The following is an 18,782-nucleotide window of genomic DNA, read 5'->3' on the forward strand; positions in this document are numbered from 1 at the left end:
ACATTAAGCTTACCCGTTTAATTTAGAATGATTATGCATAATAAGTATTTTTGTAAAATGGCTGAGCAATTGATAGAACTAAATGTGACCGGCATGCATTGTAATAATTGCGCGATGTCTGTCCATAAATTCCTCGAAAAAAAGGGCTTACACAATATCCTGGTTGATTTCGCAAGCGAAGAAGTAAAATTTTCAACCAGCGATGAAACCCGACTGCCTGAAATAAAAAAAGGGATAGAAAGTTTAGGTTTTAAAGTTGTCGAGGATCTCAGCACCCATTCGGTACCGTTTTACGAACGGGTAGAAAACAAATTTATCTTCTGCGCCATCTTTACCGCACCACTTTTGCTGCACATGATATTACCCTGGCACTTTCTGCATCAGCCCATAATTCAATTGTTGTTATGCCTGCCGGTTTTTATTGTTGGGTGTTTGCATTTTGGTAAAAGCGCCATCAGCTCACTTAAAGGCGGCGTTCCTAATATGGATGTGCTCATTTTTGTGGGCTCAACATCGGCATTTATATATAGCCTTATCGGCACAATACAAAACCTCGGCCCTCAATACCAGTTTTACGAAACTTGCGCCACCATTATTACCCTGGTGTTGTTAGGTAATGTGTTCGAAAAACGTTCGGTGAGTCAAACTACCTCGGCTGTAAAAGACCTCATCAAATTTCAGGAAGTGAATGCCAATCGCATCATAAATGGAAGCGTTGAAATAATCAATGCCAAAGAGGTGCGCCCTGGTGATACATTACTGGTTAATGAAGGCGATAAAATACCTGTTGACGGCGAGATCCTTTCAGGCCAGGGTTCGGTTAACGAGGCCATGCTCACAGGCGAAAGTATCCCGGTTGAAAAACAAAAATACGATAAGGTTATTGGCGGTACTATATTGCTTAATGGCAATTTCCATATGCTGGCAACCCGTGTTGGGTCAAATACCATCCTCGCCCAAATTATCGACCTGATGAAAAAGGCCCAGGCGGCTAAACCACCTGTTCAAAAACTCGGTGATAATGTTGCGGCTGTATTTGTCCCTGCGGTAATACTGATAGCATTGATCACCTTTATGCTTACTTACTTTGTTGGCGGTTCGGGTTTACAGCATGCTATCATGAATGCTATTGCAGTATTGGTAATATCCTGCCCATGCGCTATGGGCTTAGCCACACCCACCGCTGTTATGGTTGGCTTGGGCCGGGCAGCTAAGAACGGCATCCTGGTAAAAGGCGGAGATACGATTGAAGCCGTCACTAATACCAGATATGTAGTTTTTGATAAAACAGGCACACTTACAACCGGCAAGTTTACCGTTAATGAGATCAGGATTGAGAATGGTGCGGATATAGAACACATCAGGGGCATGATCATTGCTATTGAGGAACGATCTAATCATCCTATAGCCAAATCGCTTGTAAACGTTTTAAAAGGATTACCTCAGCAAAAGCTCATTTTAAAATCGGTTAAAGAAGAAAAAGGCCTGGGTATGCGTGCCGAAGATATCCACGGCAATAATTACTTTTTGGGTACAGCGAAAACCAACCATCAGGCCAATTTCAACATTGTGCTATATAAAAACCAGGTACCGATGGCGCAAATTGCTGTCGATGACCAGATAAAACCAGAAGCCTCCACGCTTATAACTCAACTTAAACAAATGGGTATTATCCCGGTACTGTTGAGCGGTGATAAAAAAGACCGTTGCCTTAGCGTAGCTCATCAATTAGGTATCACAGAGGTTCATGGCGAAAAACTTCCCGAAGAAAAACTGAAGGTGATTGACATTTATAAACAAAAAGGTAAAACCATTATGATAGGTGACGGCATTAACGATGCTCCTGCCCTAACCCATGCCGATGTTGGCATATCTATGAATGACGCCAGTCAGGTGGCAATTCAGTCGGCCAGTGTGGTACTATTAAATACCGACCTACAGTCGGTGATTAAGTTTTTGCAGATCAGCAGGCATACGCTGCTTACCATAAAACAAAACCTTTTCTGGGCTTTTGCCTATAATATCATAGCTATCCCAGTGGCGGCAATGGGTTTCCTTAATCCTATGGTTGGAGCACTGACTATGGCTTTTTCAGATGTTGTAGTTATAGGTAATTCATTGAGGTTGAAGATTAAAAGAGTCGATAGACCATAGTCTATAGCCCATAGTTTTTATTTGCTTTAGATCAATGCAACGTATGATTTAAAGTTTCTTACTTTTGCCATGGACTATCAACTATCGTCCATGGACTTAAATATGATAGAGATTTTTACAGACGGGGCTTCAAGCGGAAATCCGGGGCCGGGTGGTTATGGTGTGATATTGCGTTCTGGACAACATTACAAAGAGCTTTCGGAAGGGTTTCGCAAAACCACCAATAACCGAATGGAGCTACTTGCGGTGATCAAAGGCCTGGAAGCGCTGAAAGCGCCCAATCAAAATGTAATGATCTTTTCCGATTCTAAATACGTTATTGATGCCATTGAAAAGCGCTGGGTTAATGGCTGGGTTGCCAAAGGCTTCGCAGGCAAAAAAAACAAAGACCTGTGGATGCGCTATTTAGAGATTAGCAAACTGCACAAAATTAAATTTACCTGGGTACGCGGTCATAATGGGCACCCTGAAAATGAACGCTGCGATCAACTGGCTGTAGCGGCAGGTAAACGTCCTCCCCTGCTTATTGATTCGGTTTTTGAGGCGGAGAATGCAAGGGCGGGGATGGTGTAACTAATCACCTATTCACAATTTACCATTTCGACGAACCTGACATGGAAAGCGCGTGAGCGGTGAGGAGATATCTTATACCTCATGCTTTAAGCCATGCATCGTTGCTTTACAAAGCGTAGAAGATTTCTCTTTCGCCCCAATGCTCAAATCCATTCGGCTCATTCAAATAACAAAGCTTTCTGCTTCCTACCCTGCCAACTCAATCACCTGTAAGTCCTGGATCTTATCGCCATCAATGTTAAACCTTAACAAGGTGCGCACCTTATGCCAGCCCTGCTTACCTGCCGCACCGGGGTTCATGTGCAGGCAATTGATCTTCTTATCAAACATCACTTTTAAAATATGTGAATGCCCGGTGATAAACAGCCTGGGTGGATTACTGTAAATTTCAGCTTTGATGTTTTGACTATACCTGCCGGGATAGCCTCCGATGTGGGTCATCCATACATCCACATCTTCGCATTTAAAGCGTATATGTTCGGGGTAAACAATTCGTACATCTTTATCGTCAATATTGCCGTATACACCTTTTAAGGGTTTAAAGGCGGCGAGCCTGTCGGCCAGCTCAATGGTGCCGAAATCTCCGGCATGCCAGATCTCGTCGCAATTCTCAAAATGTTTAAAAACGGCATCGTCGAGGTAACTGTGAGTATCAGAAATTAGGCCTATGCGGGTCATGGGATAAAGATACGTAGTAAGAGGTAAGAATTAAGATGCAAGAATCAAGATAGGGGTTAAAATATCGTCAGGAAATCTTTTAACATTTCACGGTATGCTTCTGTGTATACTTTTGGTTCGCTGTAGATCACAAATTTATCGGCTATCGTCTGCGTGTCGTTTTTTCCAAAAGCAAGAATTTCCCGGTGTGCGGCATCATTCTTAAAGGAGTGTATACCGATCGTTTCTTGCAGATAAAGTCCGTTTTGCGAGGCGAGGTCTTTCACCAATACCGAAGTATCTGTGGGCAGTATCAGCCAACAAGTACCCTGCTCTGTGAGCCGGTTTGCCACCGATATGATCAATCTTTCAAAAAAGCCTTCATCAGCATGCTTGGCCAGATTGGTCTTTGCTCCCGGTGATTGCAGGGAGTTAATATAAAACGGCGGATTTGATACAATGAGGTCATATCTCTTTCCAGGATAATCTTCAAAAAACTGTTCAAATCCATTTGCATAAAGTGTTAATCTGTTTTTAAATGGCGAATTGCTGAAATTGTTTTTCGCTGTTATAGCCGCCTGCACATCAATTTCAACTGCGTCTATTTTGGCCCCGGTAAAACGCTGGGCAAGCATCAGGGCGATTACGCCAGTTCCGGTGCCAATATCAAGTATGCTTAGCGGATTTCCTTCGCCGGCAATGGCGCCCAGCAATACACCATCGGTATTGATCTTCATAGCACAGCCGGTTTGGTCAACGCTGAATTGTTTGAAACGGAACATGAGGGCGAAGTTAGAGTTTAAGGGGAAAAACAAGATATTTCTGCTAAATAACTTACATCGTCGCCCTCTTGGCCGGGCGAGGGCCAGTTACTTTACCTTAGATGCAAAGTAACCAAACATCAAGGCAAAAAAATGCTTCAACCCACAGGCCATACTCCCTGGCCCGCTTTTTTGCCGGGCCTTTACCCGCTTTCGTTTTGGGATTTATAACATTATTTTATTTGCCCAAAGATCCATCCTTTCATGAAGTCGTAATTTCTTTTCTTGTTTCTTGGCTCTCACTGTCCTGAATCTCTTCCCCTCCTCGTCAGCAGGTAAGCTTCGGGAGAAAGCGGGCAGAACAATGGTGGCCTTGTGCGGCTGCAGGGGCATAGCAAGTTTTTGCAGAAGCATTGGGCACATGCGAAGCGGGGTAAAATAATTGCAGCCCGTGGTTATGCCCGGTTTGCAGGGCAAATGCCAAGCAAAGGCAAATGGGCGGGCCAGTGCGGCAAAGAAGCCTCCCTGCTGACTTGACTTTTTGGTTACTTTTGTGTCAAGACAAAAGTAACAGCCATCCCGCGGCAATTGAGCGGGCCGATGATTGTTAATAACAACAAAAGTTATTTAAAACGAAGCAGACTTGTCCTGTGGGATGCCGAAATAAATTCGGCACGACTACCTAAATTAGATCTCATACAACTCCAGCGGCAAACCATCCGGATCGGCAAAAAATGTAAAGCGTTTGCCTGTAGTTTCGTCTACACGAAAAGGTTCAATATCCACACCAAAAGATGAGATATGCGCTACCGCCTCATCCAGATCATCAACCTCAAAAGCTAAATGCCGCAGACCTGCCGCTTCGGGGCGCGACGGGCGCGCGGGAGGATCAGGAAAAGAAAAAAGCTCGATCTGGTAGAAGTTTCCCACTTCCAGATCAAGCTTATATGATTGTCGTTGTTCGCGGTAAACTTCGCGGACTATTTTTAAGCCAAGTACTTCTGTATAAAACCGTTTGGATTTTGCATAATCCGAACAGATGATAGCTATATGATGTACCCGGTTAAGTTTTAACATTATTCGCCTAAAATACCGTGAAGGATGTTAGCATGAACCATTTTCAGGTCGGTAACATGACCGAAGGCTTCTTCATCAACAGTTAAACCACCGTTGGTTACAGTACCCAATAAGGTAAATTCAACCTCGCTGGTAGCCATTACCTCAACAAAGCGCTCCTCCTCTTCGGGTGCAACGCTTACCACTACCCTGCCTTGTGCCTCGCCAAACAGAAAGGCATCTTTACGGATGCTGTCATCAGTAGCTATATCAAAACCAAGTCCGTTAGGCATGGCCGACTCTAACAGCGCAATATATAAACCACCGTCAGCAACGTCATGAGCCGATTCAACCACTTTGTGTTTGATCAGTTCCTTAACAGTTTGCTGCATATCGTACTCTTTATCGATATCGAAATGTGGCGCAGGTGCTTTAGTTATTTTATGCCATGAAGCAAGGTATTGTGACGAAGCGATGTCATTAACCGATTCACCGATCAGATAGATCAGGTCTCCGGGCTGCTTGAAGTCGGCGGTCATGATGTTTTCAACGTTGTCCATCACACCTAACATACCAATAGTTGGCGTTGGGAATACCGAACCACCATCCGCAGACTGGTTGTAGAAACTTACGTTACCACCGGTAACAGGGGTTTCAAACTTGCGGCAGGCATCGCCCATACCTTTAATAGCGCTTACAAACTGCCAGTAAACTTCAGGAATGTAAGGGTTACCAAAGTTTAAGCAGTTGGTAATAGCCACAGGCTCGCCGCCGGCACAGGTAATGTTACGTGCTGCTTCGGCAACGGCAATGGCAGTACCTTTATATGGATCGGCGTATACGTAGCGTGAGTTACAGTCGGTGGTTAATACGATAGCTTTGTCGGTATCTTTAACGGCAACAACGGCGGCGTCGCATGAGCGGTTGGCAGTCATGGTTTGTACACCTACCATGCTATCGTACTGGTCGGTTACCCAACGTTTTGAAGCAATATTAGGATGACCAACCAAATGCTCGGCAACCTCAACCAGGTTTGCAGGCTCAGCAACGTCGTCTATATTGAATTTCTGGTTTTCGGCAAAGTAAGCAGGCTCGCGGTATTCGCGCTGGTAAACCGGGGCACCGCCGCCTAATACAAGGTCATCGGCAGGAACATCGGCAACTTTTTCGCCGTGCATAAAGTACTCTAAACGTTTGGTATCAGTAACTTCACCAATAATGGCGCAGTTTAAATCCCATTTATCAAAAATAGCTTCAACTTCTTTTTCGCGGCCTTTGTGAACTACGATCAGCATGCGCTCCTGTGATTCAGAAAGCAGGATCTCGTAAGGTTTCATGTTGTCCTGGCGGGTTGGCACTTTATCCAGGTCTATACGCATACCGTGCTCGCCTTTGGCGCTCATTTCAGAGTTTGAGCAGATGATACCGGCAGCGCCCATATCCTGCATACCAACAACGGCACCGGTTTTAATAACCTCAAGGGTAGCTTCCAGTAACAATTTCTCCTGGAAAGGGTCGCCTACCTGTACGGCAGGAAGGTCGTTCACCGAATCTTCGGTAATATCTTTAGAAGCAAAGGCGGCACCGTGGATCCCGTCTTTACCTGTAGCCGAACCAACTATATAAACCGGGTTGCCCACACCATACGATGTAGCAGAAACGGTTTCGCCAGCCTTAACAATACCGGCCGACATAGCATTAACCAGCGGGTTAACATTATAGCAATCGTCAAAAAACAATTCGCCGCCAACGGTTGGGATCCCGAAAGCATTACCATAGTGGCTTATACCTTTAACCACACCTTTAACTAACCATTTGGTTTTGTCGAGGCTTAGATCGCCAAAGCGCAGGGAGTTGAGCTGCGCGATCGGCCTTGCGCCCATGGTGAAAATATCGCGGTTAATACCGCCCACGCCTGTTGCAGCACCTTGATAAGGCTCAAGGGCCGAAGGGTGATTGTGCGATTCGATTTTGAAGGCGCAGCCTATGCCATCGCCAAGGTCAACCAGACCGGCATTTTCTTCACCTGCCTTAGCCAGCATCCGCGGACTATCCTTTGGCAAAGTTTTAAGCCATGTAATTGAATTTTTATATGAGCAATGCTCGCTCCACATAACCGAGAAAATAGAAAGCTCGGTAAAGTTGGGCACACGCCCTAATATTTCATTTATACGTGCAAATTCTTCGGGTAAAAGGCCCAGATCTTTAGCGGTTTCAACGGTGGTTAATTCCTGGTGCTCCAATGTAATATTGTTTTATTTGAAAGGATGCGCAAAAGTATGAAAAAAGGCGGAAAGGTGAAAGGGAGTTTAGGTTTAGGTGAAAGGTAAAAGCTGAAAGGCTAAAGGTACGAGCAGATGATTGCATAAGTTAAGGTATTCAATTGTAACAAAGCGGCTGTCCCAATTTTTGATTCCCGAAAAAAAAATAAAAAAATCTCCGGCGTCTTTTTTTAAAAATGAGCATGTTCCAAATTTTGAGTGTGAAAACGCGGGACGCCTTTTTATTGAAACACACTGATAATCAAGCAGCTATCATTTTACCTGAAACACCACTAAACAACTCATAATCAGCGAATAAAACTTTAACGAATAAAAAAAAGGATCAAACCATCGATTTTTCATCTTCCATTTATTTCACTCATTTTTTATGATTTTTTGGAGATTTTCTGCAATCTGCGCTTGAGGCTTGATGGGGTACTGGCAACATATTGCCACCATTAGTGATTTTGAAATTGTTAAATAAAGTATTTATTTTTCCACCAATTCTTCATGCGGTCATCAAAGTTGTCAGTTAGCAAAACTACTTTGCAATTAATCTATATCTTCCAACTTTACAAGCTCATTCTTTAAAGCGAACAAGATTAAGCCTGGTCTGTTCTTAACGTTAAACCGCGTGAAAATCGAAGCACGGTACCCATCCACCGTCTTAGGACTAAGGAACATTTTATCAGCTATTTGTTCATAAGTCAAATCAGAGCAAGCAAGCTTAATAAATTTACGTTCGTGTTCAGCGAGACTCAGCCAAATCGAATTTCCGTCCATTGCAACATTTTGCAGGACAACCGATGCCTGCTGCTGGTATGAACCAATGAGTTTTCCTGTCAGAAAATCTGTATAATAATATCCTTTGTTTTTAATGGCACGCAAGGCCTGGTGAATATCATCTACTTCAATATCCTTTGATAAATAGCCCCTGACGCCAAGTGTAATCATACGAACGATCGCTTCTTCAGTTGTAACCATAGATATAACAAGCACTGCTATTTCCGGGTGATTAGTGCGTAGCCATGACATGGCCTCATAGCCATCCATATCCGGCATATCCATGTCGAGGATAAGGATATCCGGGAGCGCTTTTTTATCTAATTTCCTGATCATATCCTTACCACTTTCAGCCTCTAATACGACAAGATAGTTCTCTTTATCAGCAAGGCTGATCAACGTAATAATACCTTTTCGAAAAAGATTATGATCATCAATTATTCCGATTTTTACCGGAGGTGTTCGATACGCCATATCCAATTAGTTTGTTAATGGTAATGTAAGTTCTACTATCGTACCATTGCCAGGGCTTGTGGTGATTTTTAACGATCCTTTTATAATCCTTGCACGCTCCGCAATATTTAGTAATCCCGTGCTCTCCCGTTCAATACTGCGCGACTTAGCCAGATCCAGATCAAACCCTATTCCGTCATCGGCTATTCTCAAATAAAGGTTTTCCTGTTCGTAGTCAAGGTTTACAAAGATAGAATTGGCTTTTGCATGTTTGATAATATTATTAAGAATTTCCTGACATAAACGAAAAAGAACAATTTCTTTTCCAGCCGGAAGTGTTACGGGCATGCCAGTTTGTTGATATTGCACTTCATAACGCTTTGTATTTACCAATCTCTGAAGTTCATTTTCCAGAGCCTTGTAAAAACCCGATTTCATGATGAAGTTAGTATTTAGTGATATACTTAACGCTTTCACTTCTCCCATCAGTTGCTTGGTCAACGATTTTGTTTCACTAACCTGTTCATGAACTTCACCTGAACATTGAGGTAAAATTACAGCCAGATTGATATTGATTAAGGAAATCAAATGGCTGAAATTAGCGTGTAATTCTTTCGCCATGTGATCGAGAGTCCGTTCCTGTATTTCCAGCTTTGATTGTAAGATTAGTTGGTTAAATGATTCTTTCAATGCTGCGACTTCTTGTACATGAAGAAATCTTTTTTTTTGCTGCCTAAAGAAAAAAATGGTTAACAGCAGTACAAAAAGTAAAATAAGCATGGTTGAAATAATAATTGTCAGGACGGTTTCCTGGGTGACGGTGTTTTGCATAAGAAGGCAATTAAGTAACAGATATACATAAGTATATTAAGTATAAGCAGAATATTAAATAATGCTACAGCCAGTGGAAGGTTATTACGGCTCAAATAGTTGATCGAGATAAAATAAGGTAAGCTAACTGTATTAAAAACAAAAGCACCTAGTGAGATCCAAAACAACGATTGCCTTTGTACAGGTAAAGGATTCTGGCGGTTTAATTCATGTATAAAATACGTAATACTATAACCGATGACCAATGCGTTTCCTACAATAATCGTATATGTATTGAGTTCCTTAATCGATTGAAAAAACGTAATGTTCAAGATGCAGAAAATCAGATAGCCTACCATAATCGTCTTTTTCATTTTCCTTAATGCTGGCTCGTCAATCATAAGGGAAAAGAACAGAAAATAGAACAGGTACTGGGGTGGTAGATAAATATTATATATCCAAAGATTTGCGTTTGGAAAATCCCAGTACCTGTTGTGATGTAAAAAAAACTTCCAACTGATCGCAAACAACTCATTTGTAAGGGTTGCCATCAGAAACAGCGAAAAATACCGATAAGGTTTTGCCCATTGATTTTTAAAAGAACGTAAGCTAACTACTGTACTGGCTGTTAACGGTATAAGATATAAATAATAGACAAAGTTTGGCATCACTTAATGTACACATTATCTGGAAGTTTTTCACACCTTTTAACAAATGGGAGGACACGGAGAGCCAACATTGAAATCGCGGGTTTGGTCCGGATCCAGGGAGCGTGCCTGAAAGTCCGGTGCATTTTCAATAGTAATGTCTACCTGGCGTCCTTGTTCGTCTACCTGGGTCATGACCATTAACAGGCATAACTGGCCGCTGTAATTTTCATTTTCTCCGTACATACCTAAGTGGATCCTCAAGCCGTCGGCGTTGGCCTTTTCCATTTCCGCTAATAATTGCGTAATGTGGTCACGGGTATACCAAACCGATTTGGTGTCCGGTTTGCTAATGGCCCCGCTTAGCAGCGGGTGTTTCGACTCTTGGTACCTGTTGATTCGCTCCTGAGTCACTGTCTGGCCTACAAAAAAGAAGGGCAGCGGTTGCGCGTTGTCTTGCTTTAACATAAATCTAAAAATTGAATAAAATGAGCTGCAAGTATAGTTCAGTAATGCAGGGGTAATCAACATCTTAGGTCAGGGAACTGGTATTAATGGCCTTTTATTGGCAAAAATCAGGGTTTATCAGGAAAAACCCTTGCAGTTTATAGGATAATTCCCTTTTGGACCCAACATGAAATCTTTCCATCTCAGGTTTCAAATCCACAAAAGTCAGCGAAAACGATGCTACTCACCCACTAAACATCCGTTTTAGGATTTCTCCTGTCTGATTCAGGTTTTTTCCCAAAAGGTAACGATATAGTTTTGAGACTCAAACAAACCCATTTATGGCATTATATACAAGTGATTATTTAAAGCGTACCGCGCAGAATAAATCCTTTAGTGAAAGGGTAGAACTTTCAGCGCAAAAAGACAGACAACATGGAAGCTTCGATGTCTTCCTTTGCCACAGTTATCTTGACAAAGATGAAGTCGAAGGCCTATACATTGTTCTTACGCGGCTGGGCTTGAAGGTATACGTTGATTGGATAATTGATCCGCATCTTGACCGTAACAATGTTACCAAAGAAACAGCTGAACTAGTCCGTCAACGCCTTCATTCTTCAAAAACATTATTGCTTGCGCTTTCCGCCAACGCTAACCTTTCGAAATGGGTACCCTGGGAGTTAGGTTACGTAGATGGCCACACCCAACAATGTGGTTTAATTCCGGTTTCAAAAGACAATGCCAATAGGGCGTCTTTTACAAGAACAGAGTATCTCCTACTATATCCGTATATCGAAAAACCAAACGATTTCAATCTTTTTAACGACAAATTATGGACAGTAGAAAGCGCCAATAGCTATATCGATTTCAAAGACTGGCTTAGAGGTAATAAACCAAAGTACGCTTCAACAAGATTTTTCTAATTCAATAAACTAAAAAAATGGCAGACAAAAAAATCATTTTTATCGCGTTCGCAATTGAGGACGAACGTCAACGCGATTTTCTTAAAGGGCAATCAACACTTGGTCATAGCCCTTTCGAGTACATCGATCTTTCCGTTAAGGAAGCTTATGTAAGCGATTGGAAAGAGAAGGTCCGGACGAGGATCAAAAGGTCACACGGTGTTATAGTATTGATCAGTAAGAACTCGAAAGATTCATCTGGTCAGAAATGGGAAATACAGTGTGCGAAGGAGGAAAAAAAACAAATCCTGGCAATTTGGGCCTATACAAACGATAGGACCGCAATTTCGGACTTATCCACCAAGGAATGGACATGGGAAACGATAGGGAATTTTATTGATAATCTTTAATATCATGGGGATGAAATTAGCATTAATCGTCGGTATTAACTACTATGAACATGGCAGCGGGCTTACTGGTTGTGTAAATGATGCGTACAGCGTTGAAAGCATGTTAAAACGAAATGACGGAGGATCCATAAATTTTGAATGTAATCTTTTAACCGCCTCCGGAAAACCCGATAGCATTTCACGCGCAAAACTCAAGGACTCCATCGCGCAGTTGTTCAACACGCCCAGTTTAGAAACGGCCCTGTTCTACTTTGCAGGTCATGGGCACATAGAATCGATAGGAGGGTACATCCTCGCCTCTGATGCCAGGCGAGGGGATGAAGGCGTTTCCCTAGGTGAAATCATGACCATGGCAAATGAGTCAACAGCGATAAACAAAATTATTATATTAGACAGCTGTCATTCCGGCATAGCCGGGGCAACTCCTGGTAAAGACAAATTATCTGTTGTGGCAGATGGGATGACTATTCTCACTGCTTCACGGGCAGATCAGGCTGCCGGGGAAAAGAATGGCAGCGGGGTTTTTACCTCTTTGATGGTGGACGCGCTCAGCGGAGGTGCCGCAGATTTGGTTGGACACATTACCCCGGGTAGTATTTATGCACACATTGATAAGTCTTTGGGAGGTTGGGAACAGAGACCAATTTTTAAGACAAATATTCAAAAATTTGTTTCGCTTCGCGAGGTGACCCCTCCAATCTCCCGGGATGATTTGCTTTCCTTAACAGATTATTTTCCTAAGGCTACATCTGAATTTCATCTGGATCCTACTTTTGAACCCGAAAAAAGGGGGAGGAAGAAAGGTGCTCCTGCACCGATCGAAGAACATACTAAAATATTCGCAAGGTTGCAAAAGTTCAATAGGTTAAACCTTTTGGTACCCGTTGGTGCACCACATATGTGGCATGCGGCCATGGAAAGCAAAAAATGCAAGCTTACTACGCTTGGTCAACACTATTGGCAGCTTATCGCCCGAGGTAGACTATAAAGATTATTCACTTTATTTAAAATTAAAAAAATGAACACTTATATAATAGGATATGATCTGGATAAGCCAGGGCAGGATTATACACATCTTAACGAAGCAATAAAGGAAATTGGTACTTGGTGGCATTGCCTGGATTCCACTTGGTTGGTTAGATCGACACTTTCCGCAACAACGATCAGGGATCGGTTGATGAAAATAATGGACAATAATGATGAACTTCTAGTAGCAAAATTATCAAACGAAGCTGCTTGGTTTGGTTTTAACAAGAACTGTACTGATTGGCTTCATCAAAATATCAAGTAAATAATGGATGTTATTATTGTCTTTGCTCTGAACTTCTCAATTAGCTTCCTGTTAGAAATATTTTGTTTAATCAGGAGTCAAATAAACAATGTGTTCTAAATCTATGGACAAAAATCTCATTCTTTTAATCGGCGCCCTCGCCGGATTGGCGGGCGCCTTGATAACCCAATTGTTCACCGGACTTTTCTCATATCTAAACGATATGAGAAAACAAAGATACGATCTTAGAAACCAGTTCAGGCTTAAGCGATTGGACATCGGCGAAAATTTCTATTTTATTAATACTGAACTCCTGTCTATGGTCCGAAAGAATATTGACTATTGGCGTAATTTATGGAAGGATCGCAATGATGAAACGCTAGCATTCATGAAAAAGGAAATGGGGAAACTCGACGCTTACCAGGCCAAATTACGCTTGGAAAACTGGAAGTACAATGTAGTGGACATCTATTTCAACATTCCATTCAATATAAGCGAAATGGAAAAGGTAAATGAACTATCGCGCAAGTTGTATGTTGCAGTAATTGACTTTGCAAATAAAATACAATCAACACCCGCGGCTGAACGGGAAGAGCTTTTTAAATCTTATAATATTGCTGTTTTTAACCTCTGCTCACATTATGAACAAGTGCACGATAAGATAAGCCAAAACATCTCAGCAGTAAAAGCAGAACTACTGCTGGAATTTCAAAGCGAAATAACAATGCGTAAAAGATTGAACAAGACTTCGACATAACGTCTGATTTGAACAACTATTCACAATATCAGCTAAAAGCATGGCGTATTCGTGATCGTACAGCAACAACTAAAATTGCCATTCTCCCAACAATTCCCTAATTTTATTCAACCAATTATCAAATCGAACATAGCTACGACGGCCTCCAGTTGCAGACGCACTGCGGATTCGTTGGCAACAGTATTTAAGGGTTAACCCCATGTCCATATTCATAAAAATTATATCCACGGCGTTGCTTATCCTAAGCACAGGAAATACTTTTGTCCAGGCAGGCAGCCCATCTCCATCAAACATCAATTCAAAGCAGGTTATCATCTACCGGTACAATCCGCACAACAAAAAAGACCATAAGGTTAAGGCCATAGCACTTTCGGCAGCTAAGTGTTATTACTTTAAAAAAATACCGCACGCGCAAATAGGCAAACCTTTATTGGCCGAAAACGGTAAATACATAGCTGATGCCGCCATGACCAATTTCATGAGCAAGCTGACCGCAAAAAATTTCGAAAACATCAACAAGCGGGAATGTAATTGCGGCGGCATGAGTGAGGAAACCTATGTTGTTGAGATAAGCCCCGACGGGCAGCCCGCCGGCCGAAGGATTTTTTATGTTCCCGTAGTTAGTAACTGCCCGGCCAATTCGCCATGCGCGGTTATTGGCACTATTACCGATTTTTTTGCAAAACTGAAGCAAAAATAAGTCATCCCCACCGGTCTCCCAACCGGCGAGGGGATGTAACCACTTAACTATTAACTATTACTATTTAAGAAACAGATCTCCTGTAGCCCAGGTTGGTTTTTTGGCCAACGCCTTCCAGAAGATCTGATCAAGGGCAAAATCGAAATTAGCTTTGAAACTGCGTGTGTTGGTCAGGATCACAAAATTAAACCCGTTACCCAAACGGGCTTGTTCTGTAGCCGTACCCGGCAAGCTTCCCTGGTGAAAATAGCTATCGCCTGCAATGGCCCAGCCGCATCCATAACCTGCATTGGCCGTTGAGCCGGTATACATGGTGGTTAGCGAAGCCGACGTAAGGATATCTGGCCGTACCGGAAACTTATCAATATAAACCAGGAACCTGGCCAGGTCGGCAGCGGTAGCAACCCAGCCCCCGTGCGCATCCATCCGCGTAATATTATAAGCATAAGGATCCTCTCCGGATTGACCGTAATAGGTAACTTCTTTGGCCTGTTTATCGGCCAGTGTGTTGCCACCAATGGTCATATCCGTAATTCCGATTGGAGTTAAAACCAATGTTTTTACAGCTTCAGCATAGGTTTGGCCGGTAATTTTTTCTATTACACGCCCCAATATGCAATATCCAAAGTTAGAGTAGTCGTAATTGGTACCCGGTACATGATCGAGCGGGCGGTTATCTAAAGTCCAGGTGATGAGCTGTGCCGTCGTCATTGTCGGGTTACTGAACATCGGGTCATCTGTTTCATTCCCCCAGCCGCCCGAGGTGTGGTGCAGCAACTCATCAACCGTAATATCGGTAATGTGTAAGCCATAGGCTTTAGTACCATAGGTTTTACCTAAAATAGCGCCATCGCCAAATACTTTGTCCGATAGTTTTATTTTGCCCTGCTCAAGCAGTTTCATGATGGCAACCGCCGTGAATTGTTTTGAACAGCTGGCCAACCGGTAACGGTCGCTAATAACAGCTTTGGTACCTTTAGATTTGTCGCTTACGCCGTAAGCTTTCAGGTAAACCAGCTTTTCGCCTTTGGTAATCGCTACAGATACCGCCGGTACATCATAAGTAGTCATAAAGGTATTTACCTCATCATCTAAAGCGGCAACAGCAACTTTGCTGGGGGTTAGGGTATCAACAATGGTACCCGTTCCTCCACCTGTGCCTGTTCCGGTGCCTGTACCCGTTCCTTTACCGGTTGTATCTGTACCATTGTTTGTTTTAGTTACAGAAGGTGCGTCCTTTTTGCAGGCGGCAAAAAAAAGCAGACACGCAATTGCAATTAATTTACTGCTTTTCAAAGCATTAAACGATAGGCTATAAAGCCCGGATGGATAAGTGTTTTTCATAGGGTATTTAATTGATATTAGGTTTAGCGTAAATTGCAGGCTTTATGGCCGGGGCTATAACGCGGATGCAATTAGCTTACAAAAAAACGTTACTGGTAAAAAAAACACTTACGCGCATGTTGCAAATACTTTCGAGTTTGTTGCATTTTTGTTGCAGCACCATGCGCGCATAAATAAATCCTTTCACCTTTAAAAGATTGATGAAATGAAACGAACGCTCATCCTGTTATTATTTTTCTGCAACGCTTTAATAGCCCGGGCGCAAAAAGTACTGGAACCATCAGCAGCAAAGCACCCGGAATGGACCCGGCCGTTTCCCCCATTTCAAATCGCGGGCAATCTTTATTATGTAGGCACCACCGATTTGGCTTGTTATCTCATCACCACTTCCGGAGGCAATATCCTGATCAATACCGGGCTTGCGTGTTCCGAACAGCAAATCACAGCAAATATCAAAACCCTGGGATTCAGGATTTCAGACACAAAAATTCTTTTAACAACGCAAGCACACTTTGATCACATGGGTGCGATGGCGGCGATAAAGAAGATCACAAAAGCCAAAATGATGGTAGATGAAGGCGACGCGGCGGTAGCAGCCGACGGGGGGCTTTCTGATTATGATCTTAAAGGGGATGTGCGCACATTCAGGCCTGTAAAAGCAGACCGTATTTTACACAACGGCGATAGTATTAAGCTGGGTAACATGAAACTAACCATACTTCACCATCCGGGCCATACTAAAGGTTCTTGCAGCTATTTATTTGATGTAAAAGATAATAAACGAAACTACAGGGTTTTGATCGCCAACATGCCCACTATCGTTACCGATAAAAAGTTTTCAGACATCTCTTCCTATCCCGGCATCGCCAATGACTATGCGTATACCTTAAAAGCAATGAAGGGATTGAAATTTGATCTTTGGTTAGCATCCCATGGTATCCAATTTGATCTCCTCAGCAAACACAAGCCCGGCAGCGCTTATAATCCGATGGTTTTTGCTGATAAGAAGAATTATTACGATGAAATAAATGAACTGCAGGCTGAGTATGATAAGAAAATGGCGGTAAAATAATTTGGGGGGATCGTTTACTGGTCGAAATTTAGCAACGGCGTAACATCAAATATGAATATCAAGCTGCATATCTGAGGTATACAAGCGAGGCTCCCGCAAGCGTCTTTGATTGTGTCCCGCGTTCGGGTCATAAATATGCATAGCATATATATTTTCAGTAACTATTTTGTTATTCTGCTTTGAAGTAAAGTGTTTTATTGTAACTTACGGTAAAACTTAAGCCTTTCGCAATGATCAGAAAAATCGCCTTACTATTTACTTTAACACTTATCGGTTGCCGTGCTTTTTCGCAAACCTGTAACTGTGAAACCGAAGTAAAATATATCGCCAGCTTTATGGAAAAGAATTACGCCGGTTTTAAGGACAAGCAGGCACTGATGACTAAAGCCGGCTACGATAAAATGCTCAGTGAATATATCGGGCTTGCAAAAAAGCCCCATGCCAATGAACATTGTCTCCTGATCATCGCCCAATACCTTGGTAAATTTAAAGACCACCATGTATCCGTTGGTGTTAAATTTGATGCAACTAAAATTGATTCGGCGTATATAGCAAACCGGGAGATCGTTCCTATAACAGCAGAAAAAATTGCCGAATTAAGAAAATCCAAAGGCTTTGAGGGTATTTATGATTTTCATGATCCGGCCAAATATAAGATAGCCGTAATAAAAGACAAAACACCTTTGCACGACTATCTGGCCGTGATTATAAGCTCCAACCTGCCGGGATGGAAACCAGGCATGATCAAATGGGAAGCTAAAATGGTTAATGACAGTATTGGGCGTGGTGTATTATATATACTTAACGGGATGCCAAAAGTAGAAGGGTTTTATTTTAAAGGCAACCGGATTTATGGCGATTGGCATCGCGAGGGGACTACAGTTACTGAGTCCGCCTCATCCAAATACGAACCGGTGGCGTTCCGTAAACTATCTGATAAAACCAGCTATCTGAAAATATCAACCTTTTCTCCGTCAAATGCAACAAACATTGATTCTATTGTTAAGGCAAATAAAGCGATACTTTCAAACACCCCTAATTTGGTTTTAGATTTGAGAGGCAATGGCGGCGGCGCCGACTATACCTTTACCCCCTTAATGGATTTGGTGTATACCGGCCCGATTAAACATATAGGTAATGATTTGCTGTCTACCGATGCCAATATAGCCGGCTGGAAAAATATATTAAATGACAATGACAGATCCGAAGAAAACAAACAATCGCTCAGAAAAACAGTTGCCTCGCTTGAAGCAAACAGGGGTAAAATGGTAATGAATGCTAACGATTTTGACATCACGGGATACAAAATACAGCCCAACCCGGCTAAGGTTGTTATATTAATTGATAATAATTGCGCCAGTACTACCGAAGAGTTTTTACTACAAAGCCGCCAAAGTAAAAAAGTTACGTTGATGGGGCAGAACACATCAGGAACGCTCGATTATTCTAACGTACTACAAGCTCCGTTTTCTTGCATGCAGTACGTTCTTAATTATTCTTCCTCTCGTAGCCGCCGCGTGGATGTAGGCCAGGGAATTGATGAAACGGGTATAAAGCCCGCCGTTTATTTGCAGGAAAAAGACGATTGGATCAAAAAAGCCCAGGAAACATTGGAACACTAAAAGGCACAATCTCTCATATGTGTTAAGCAGCAAATGGGGCTATCCGGCGCTCAAGCCTAAATTCATTAAAACAGCCGATACTTTATAGTAATGGCCGTTCTGT

General features: G+C 42.5%; 18 protein-coding genes. 10 read left to right on the forward strand and 8 right to left on the reverse strand.

Features of this window, described 5'->3' with window-relative positions; all coding sequences use genetic code 11:
* Positions 1–57 precede the first annotated feature (57 nt).
* Together BLP33_RS21430 and rnhA are read left to right on the forward strand one after the other, a co-directional pair.
* Complete coding sequence (locus tag BLP33_RS21430) at positions 58–2,154, forward strand: heavy metal translocating P-type ATPase (protein ID WP_090532979.1); 2,097 nt, start codon at positions 58–60, stop codon at positions 2,152–2,154.
* Between the two features lie 102 nt (positions 2,155–2,256).
* A complete protein-coding gene (gene rnhA, locus BLP33_RS21435) occupies positions 2,257–2,727 on the forward strand; it encodes a ribonuclease HI (RefSeq protein ID WP_090533387.1) in 471 nt (156 codons plus the stop codon).
* Positions 2,728–2,913: 186 nt separating this feature from the next.
* On the opposite strand, the gene BLP33_RS21440 is transcribed toward rnhA, so the two are convergent.
* The 7 genes from BLP33_RS21440 to BLP33_RS21480 form a co-directional block, all read right to left on the reverse strand.
* Positions 2,914–3,405, reverse strand: a complete 492-nt coding sequence (locus tag BLP33_RS21440; protein ID WP_090532981.1) for a metallophosphoesterase family protein — start codon at positions 3,403–3,405, stop codon at positions 2,914–2,916.
* A 56-nt stretch (positions 3,406–3,461) separates the two neighbouring features.
* A complete protein-coding gene (locus BLP33_RS21445) occupies positions 3,462–4,166 on the reverse strand; it encodes a tRNA1(Val) (adenine(37)-N6)-methyltransferase (protein WP_090532983.1) in 705 nt (234 codons plus the stop codon).
* A 666-nt stretch (positions 4,167–4,832) separates the two neighbouring features.
* Positions 4,833–5,222 (reverse strand): SMU1112c/YaeR family gloxylase I-like metalloprotein, encoded by a 390-nt coding sequence (locus BLP33_RS21455; RefSeq protein WP_090532987.1) that lies wholly within the window; start codon positions 5,220–5,222, stop codon positions 4,833–4,835.
* Positions 5,222–7,444: a phosphoribosylformylglycinamidine synthase subunit PurL gene (gene purL / locus BLP33_RS21460; protein WP_090532989.1), complete on the reverse strand. Its 2,223-nt coding sequence runs from the start codon at positions 7,442–7,444 to the stop codon at positions 5,222–5,224. Before purL ends, BLP33_RS21455 begins: the two co-directional genes overlap by 1 nt.
* Positions 7,445–8,014: 570 nt before the next feature.
* The gene (locus BLP33_RS21465; RefSeq protein WP_090532991.1) at positions 8,015–8,719 is read right to left on the reverse strand and encodes a response regulator transcription factor; all 705 of its coding nucleotides are present in this window, start codon (positions 8,717–8,719) and stop codon (positions 8,015–8,017) included.
* A gap of 6 nt (positions 8,720–8,725) precedes the next feature.
* Entirely contained in the window at positions 8,726–9,529 is an 804-nt protein-coding gene (locus BLP33_RS21470) for a sensor histidine kinase (RefSeq protein ID WP_090532993.1), read from the reverse strand.
* A gap of 686 nt (positions 9,530–10,215) precedes the next feature.
* The gene (locus BLP33_RS21480) at positions 10,216–10,623 is read right to left on the reverse strand and encodes a hypothetical protein (RefSeq protein ID WP_139160038.1); all 408 of its coding nucleotides are present in this window, start codon (positions 10,621–10,623) and stop codon (positions 10,216–10,218) included.
* Between the two features lie 320 nt (positions 10,624–10,943).
* On the opposite strand from BLP33_RS21480, the gene BLP33_RS21485 reads away from it, so the two are divergent.
* The 6 genes from BLP33_RS21485 (at position 10,944) to BLP33_RS21510 (ending at position 14,641) form a co-directional block, all read left to right on the forward strand.
* Positions 10,944–11,525: a toll/interleukin-1 receptor domain-containing protein gene (locus BLP33_RS21485; protein ID WP_090532999.1), complete on the forward strand. Its 582-nt coding sequence runs from the start codon at positions 10,944–10,946 to the stop codon at positions 11,523–11,525.
* A 17-nt stretch (positions 11,526–11,542) separates the two neighbouring features.
* On the forward strand, positions 11,543–11,914 hold the full coding sequence (locus BLP33_RS21490; protein ID WP_090533001.1) for a TIR domain-containing protein: 372 nt from the start codon (positions 11,543–11,545) through the stop codon (positions 11,912–11,914).
* A gap of 10 nt (positions 11,915–11,924) precedes the next feature.
* Positions 11,925–12,902 carry a caspase family protein gene (locus tag BLP33_RS21495; protein WP_090533388.1) on the forward strand — a complete coding sequence of 326 codons (978 nt, stop codon included), beginning with the start codon at positions 11,925–11,927 and terminating at the stop codon, positions 12,900–12,902.
* Between the two features lie 30 nt (positions 12,903–12,932).
* Positions 12,933–13,205, forward strand: a complete 273-nt coding sequence (locus tag BLP33_RS21500) for a SinR family protein (protein WP_090533002.1) — start codon at positions 12,933–12,935, stop codon at positions 13,203–13,205.
* Between the two features lie 103 nt (positions 13,206–13,308).
* Entirely contained in the window at positions 13,309–13,941 is a 633-nt protein-coding gene (locus BLP33_RS21505; protein ID WP_090533003.1) for a hypothetical protein, read from the forward strand.
* A 199-nt stretch (positions 13,942–14,140) separates the two neighbouring features.
* Entirely contained in the window at positions 14,141–14,641 is a 501-nt protein-coding gene (locus BLP33_RS21510; protein WP_090533005.1) for a hypothetical protein, read from the forward strand.
* Positions 14,642–14,701: 60 nt separating this feature from the next.
* On the opposite strand, the gene BLP33_RS21515 is transcribed toward BLP33_RS21510, so the two are convergent.
* A complete protein-coding gene (locus BLP33_RS21515) occupies positions 14,702–15,985 on the reverse strand; it encodes a serine hydrolase domain-containing protein (protein WP_090533007.1) in 1,284 nt (427 codons plus the stop codon).
* A gap of 205 nt (positions 15,986–16,190) precedes the next feature.
* Here BLP33_RS21515 and bla point away from each other — a divergent pair, with 205 nt between their 5' ends.
* Both bla and BLP33_RS21530 read left to right on the forward strand, forming a co-directional pair.
* A complete protein-coding gene (gene bla, locus BLP33_RS21525) occupies positions 16,191–17,057 on the forward strand; it encodes a subclass B3 metallo-beta-lactamase (RefSeq protein ID WP_090533011.1) in 867 nt (288 codons plus the stop codon).
* A 230-nt stretch (positions 17,058–17,287) separates the two neighbouring features.
* The gene (locus tag BLP33_RS21530; protein ID WP_090533013.1) at positions 17,288–18,679 is read left to right on the forward strand and encodes a S41 family peptidase; all 1,392 of its coding nucleotides are present in this window, start codon (positions 17,288–17,290) and stop codon (positions 18,677–18,679) included.
* The last annotated feature ends 103 nt before the right edge of the window (positions 18,680–18,782 follow it).

This window comes from Mucilaginibacter sp. NFR10 (genome assembly GCF_900100445.1).
GTDB classification, from domain to species: Bacteria; Bacteroidota; Bacteroidia; order Sphingobacteriales; family Sphingobacteriaceae; genus Mucilaginibacter; species Mucilaginibacter rubeus.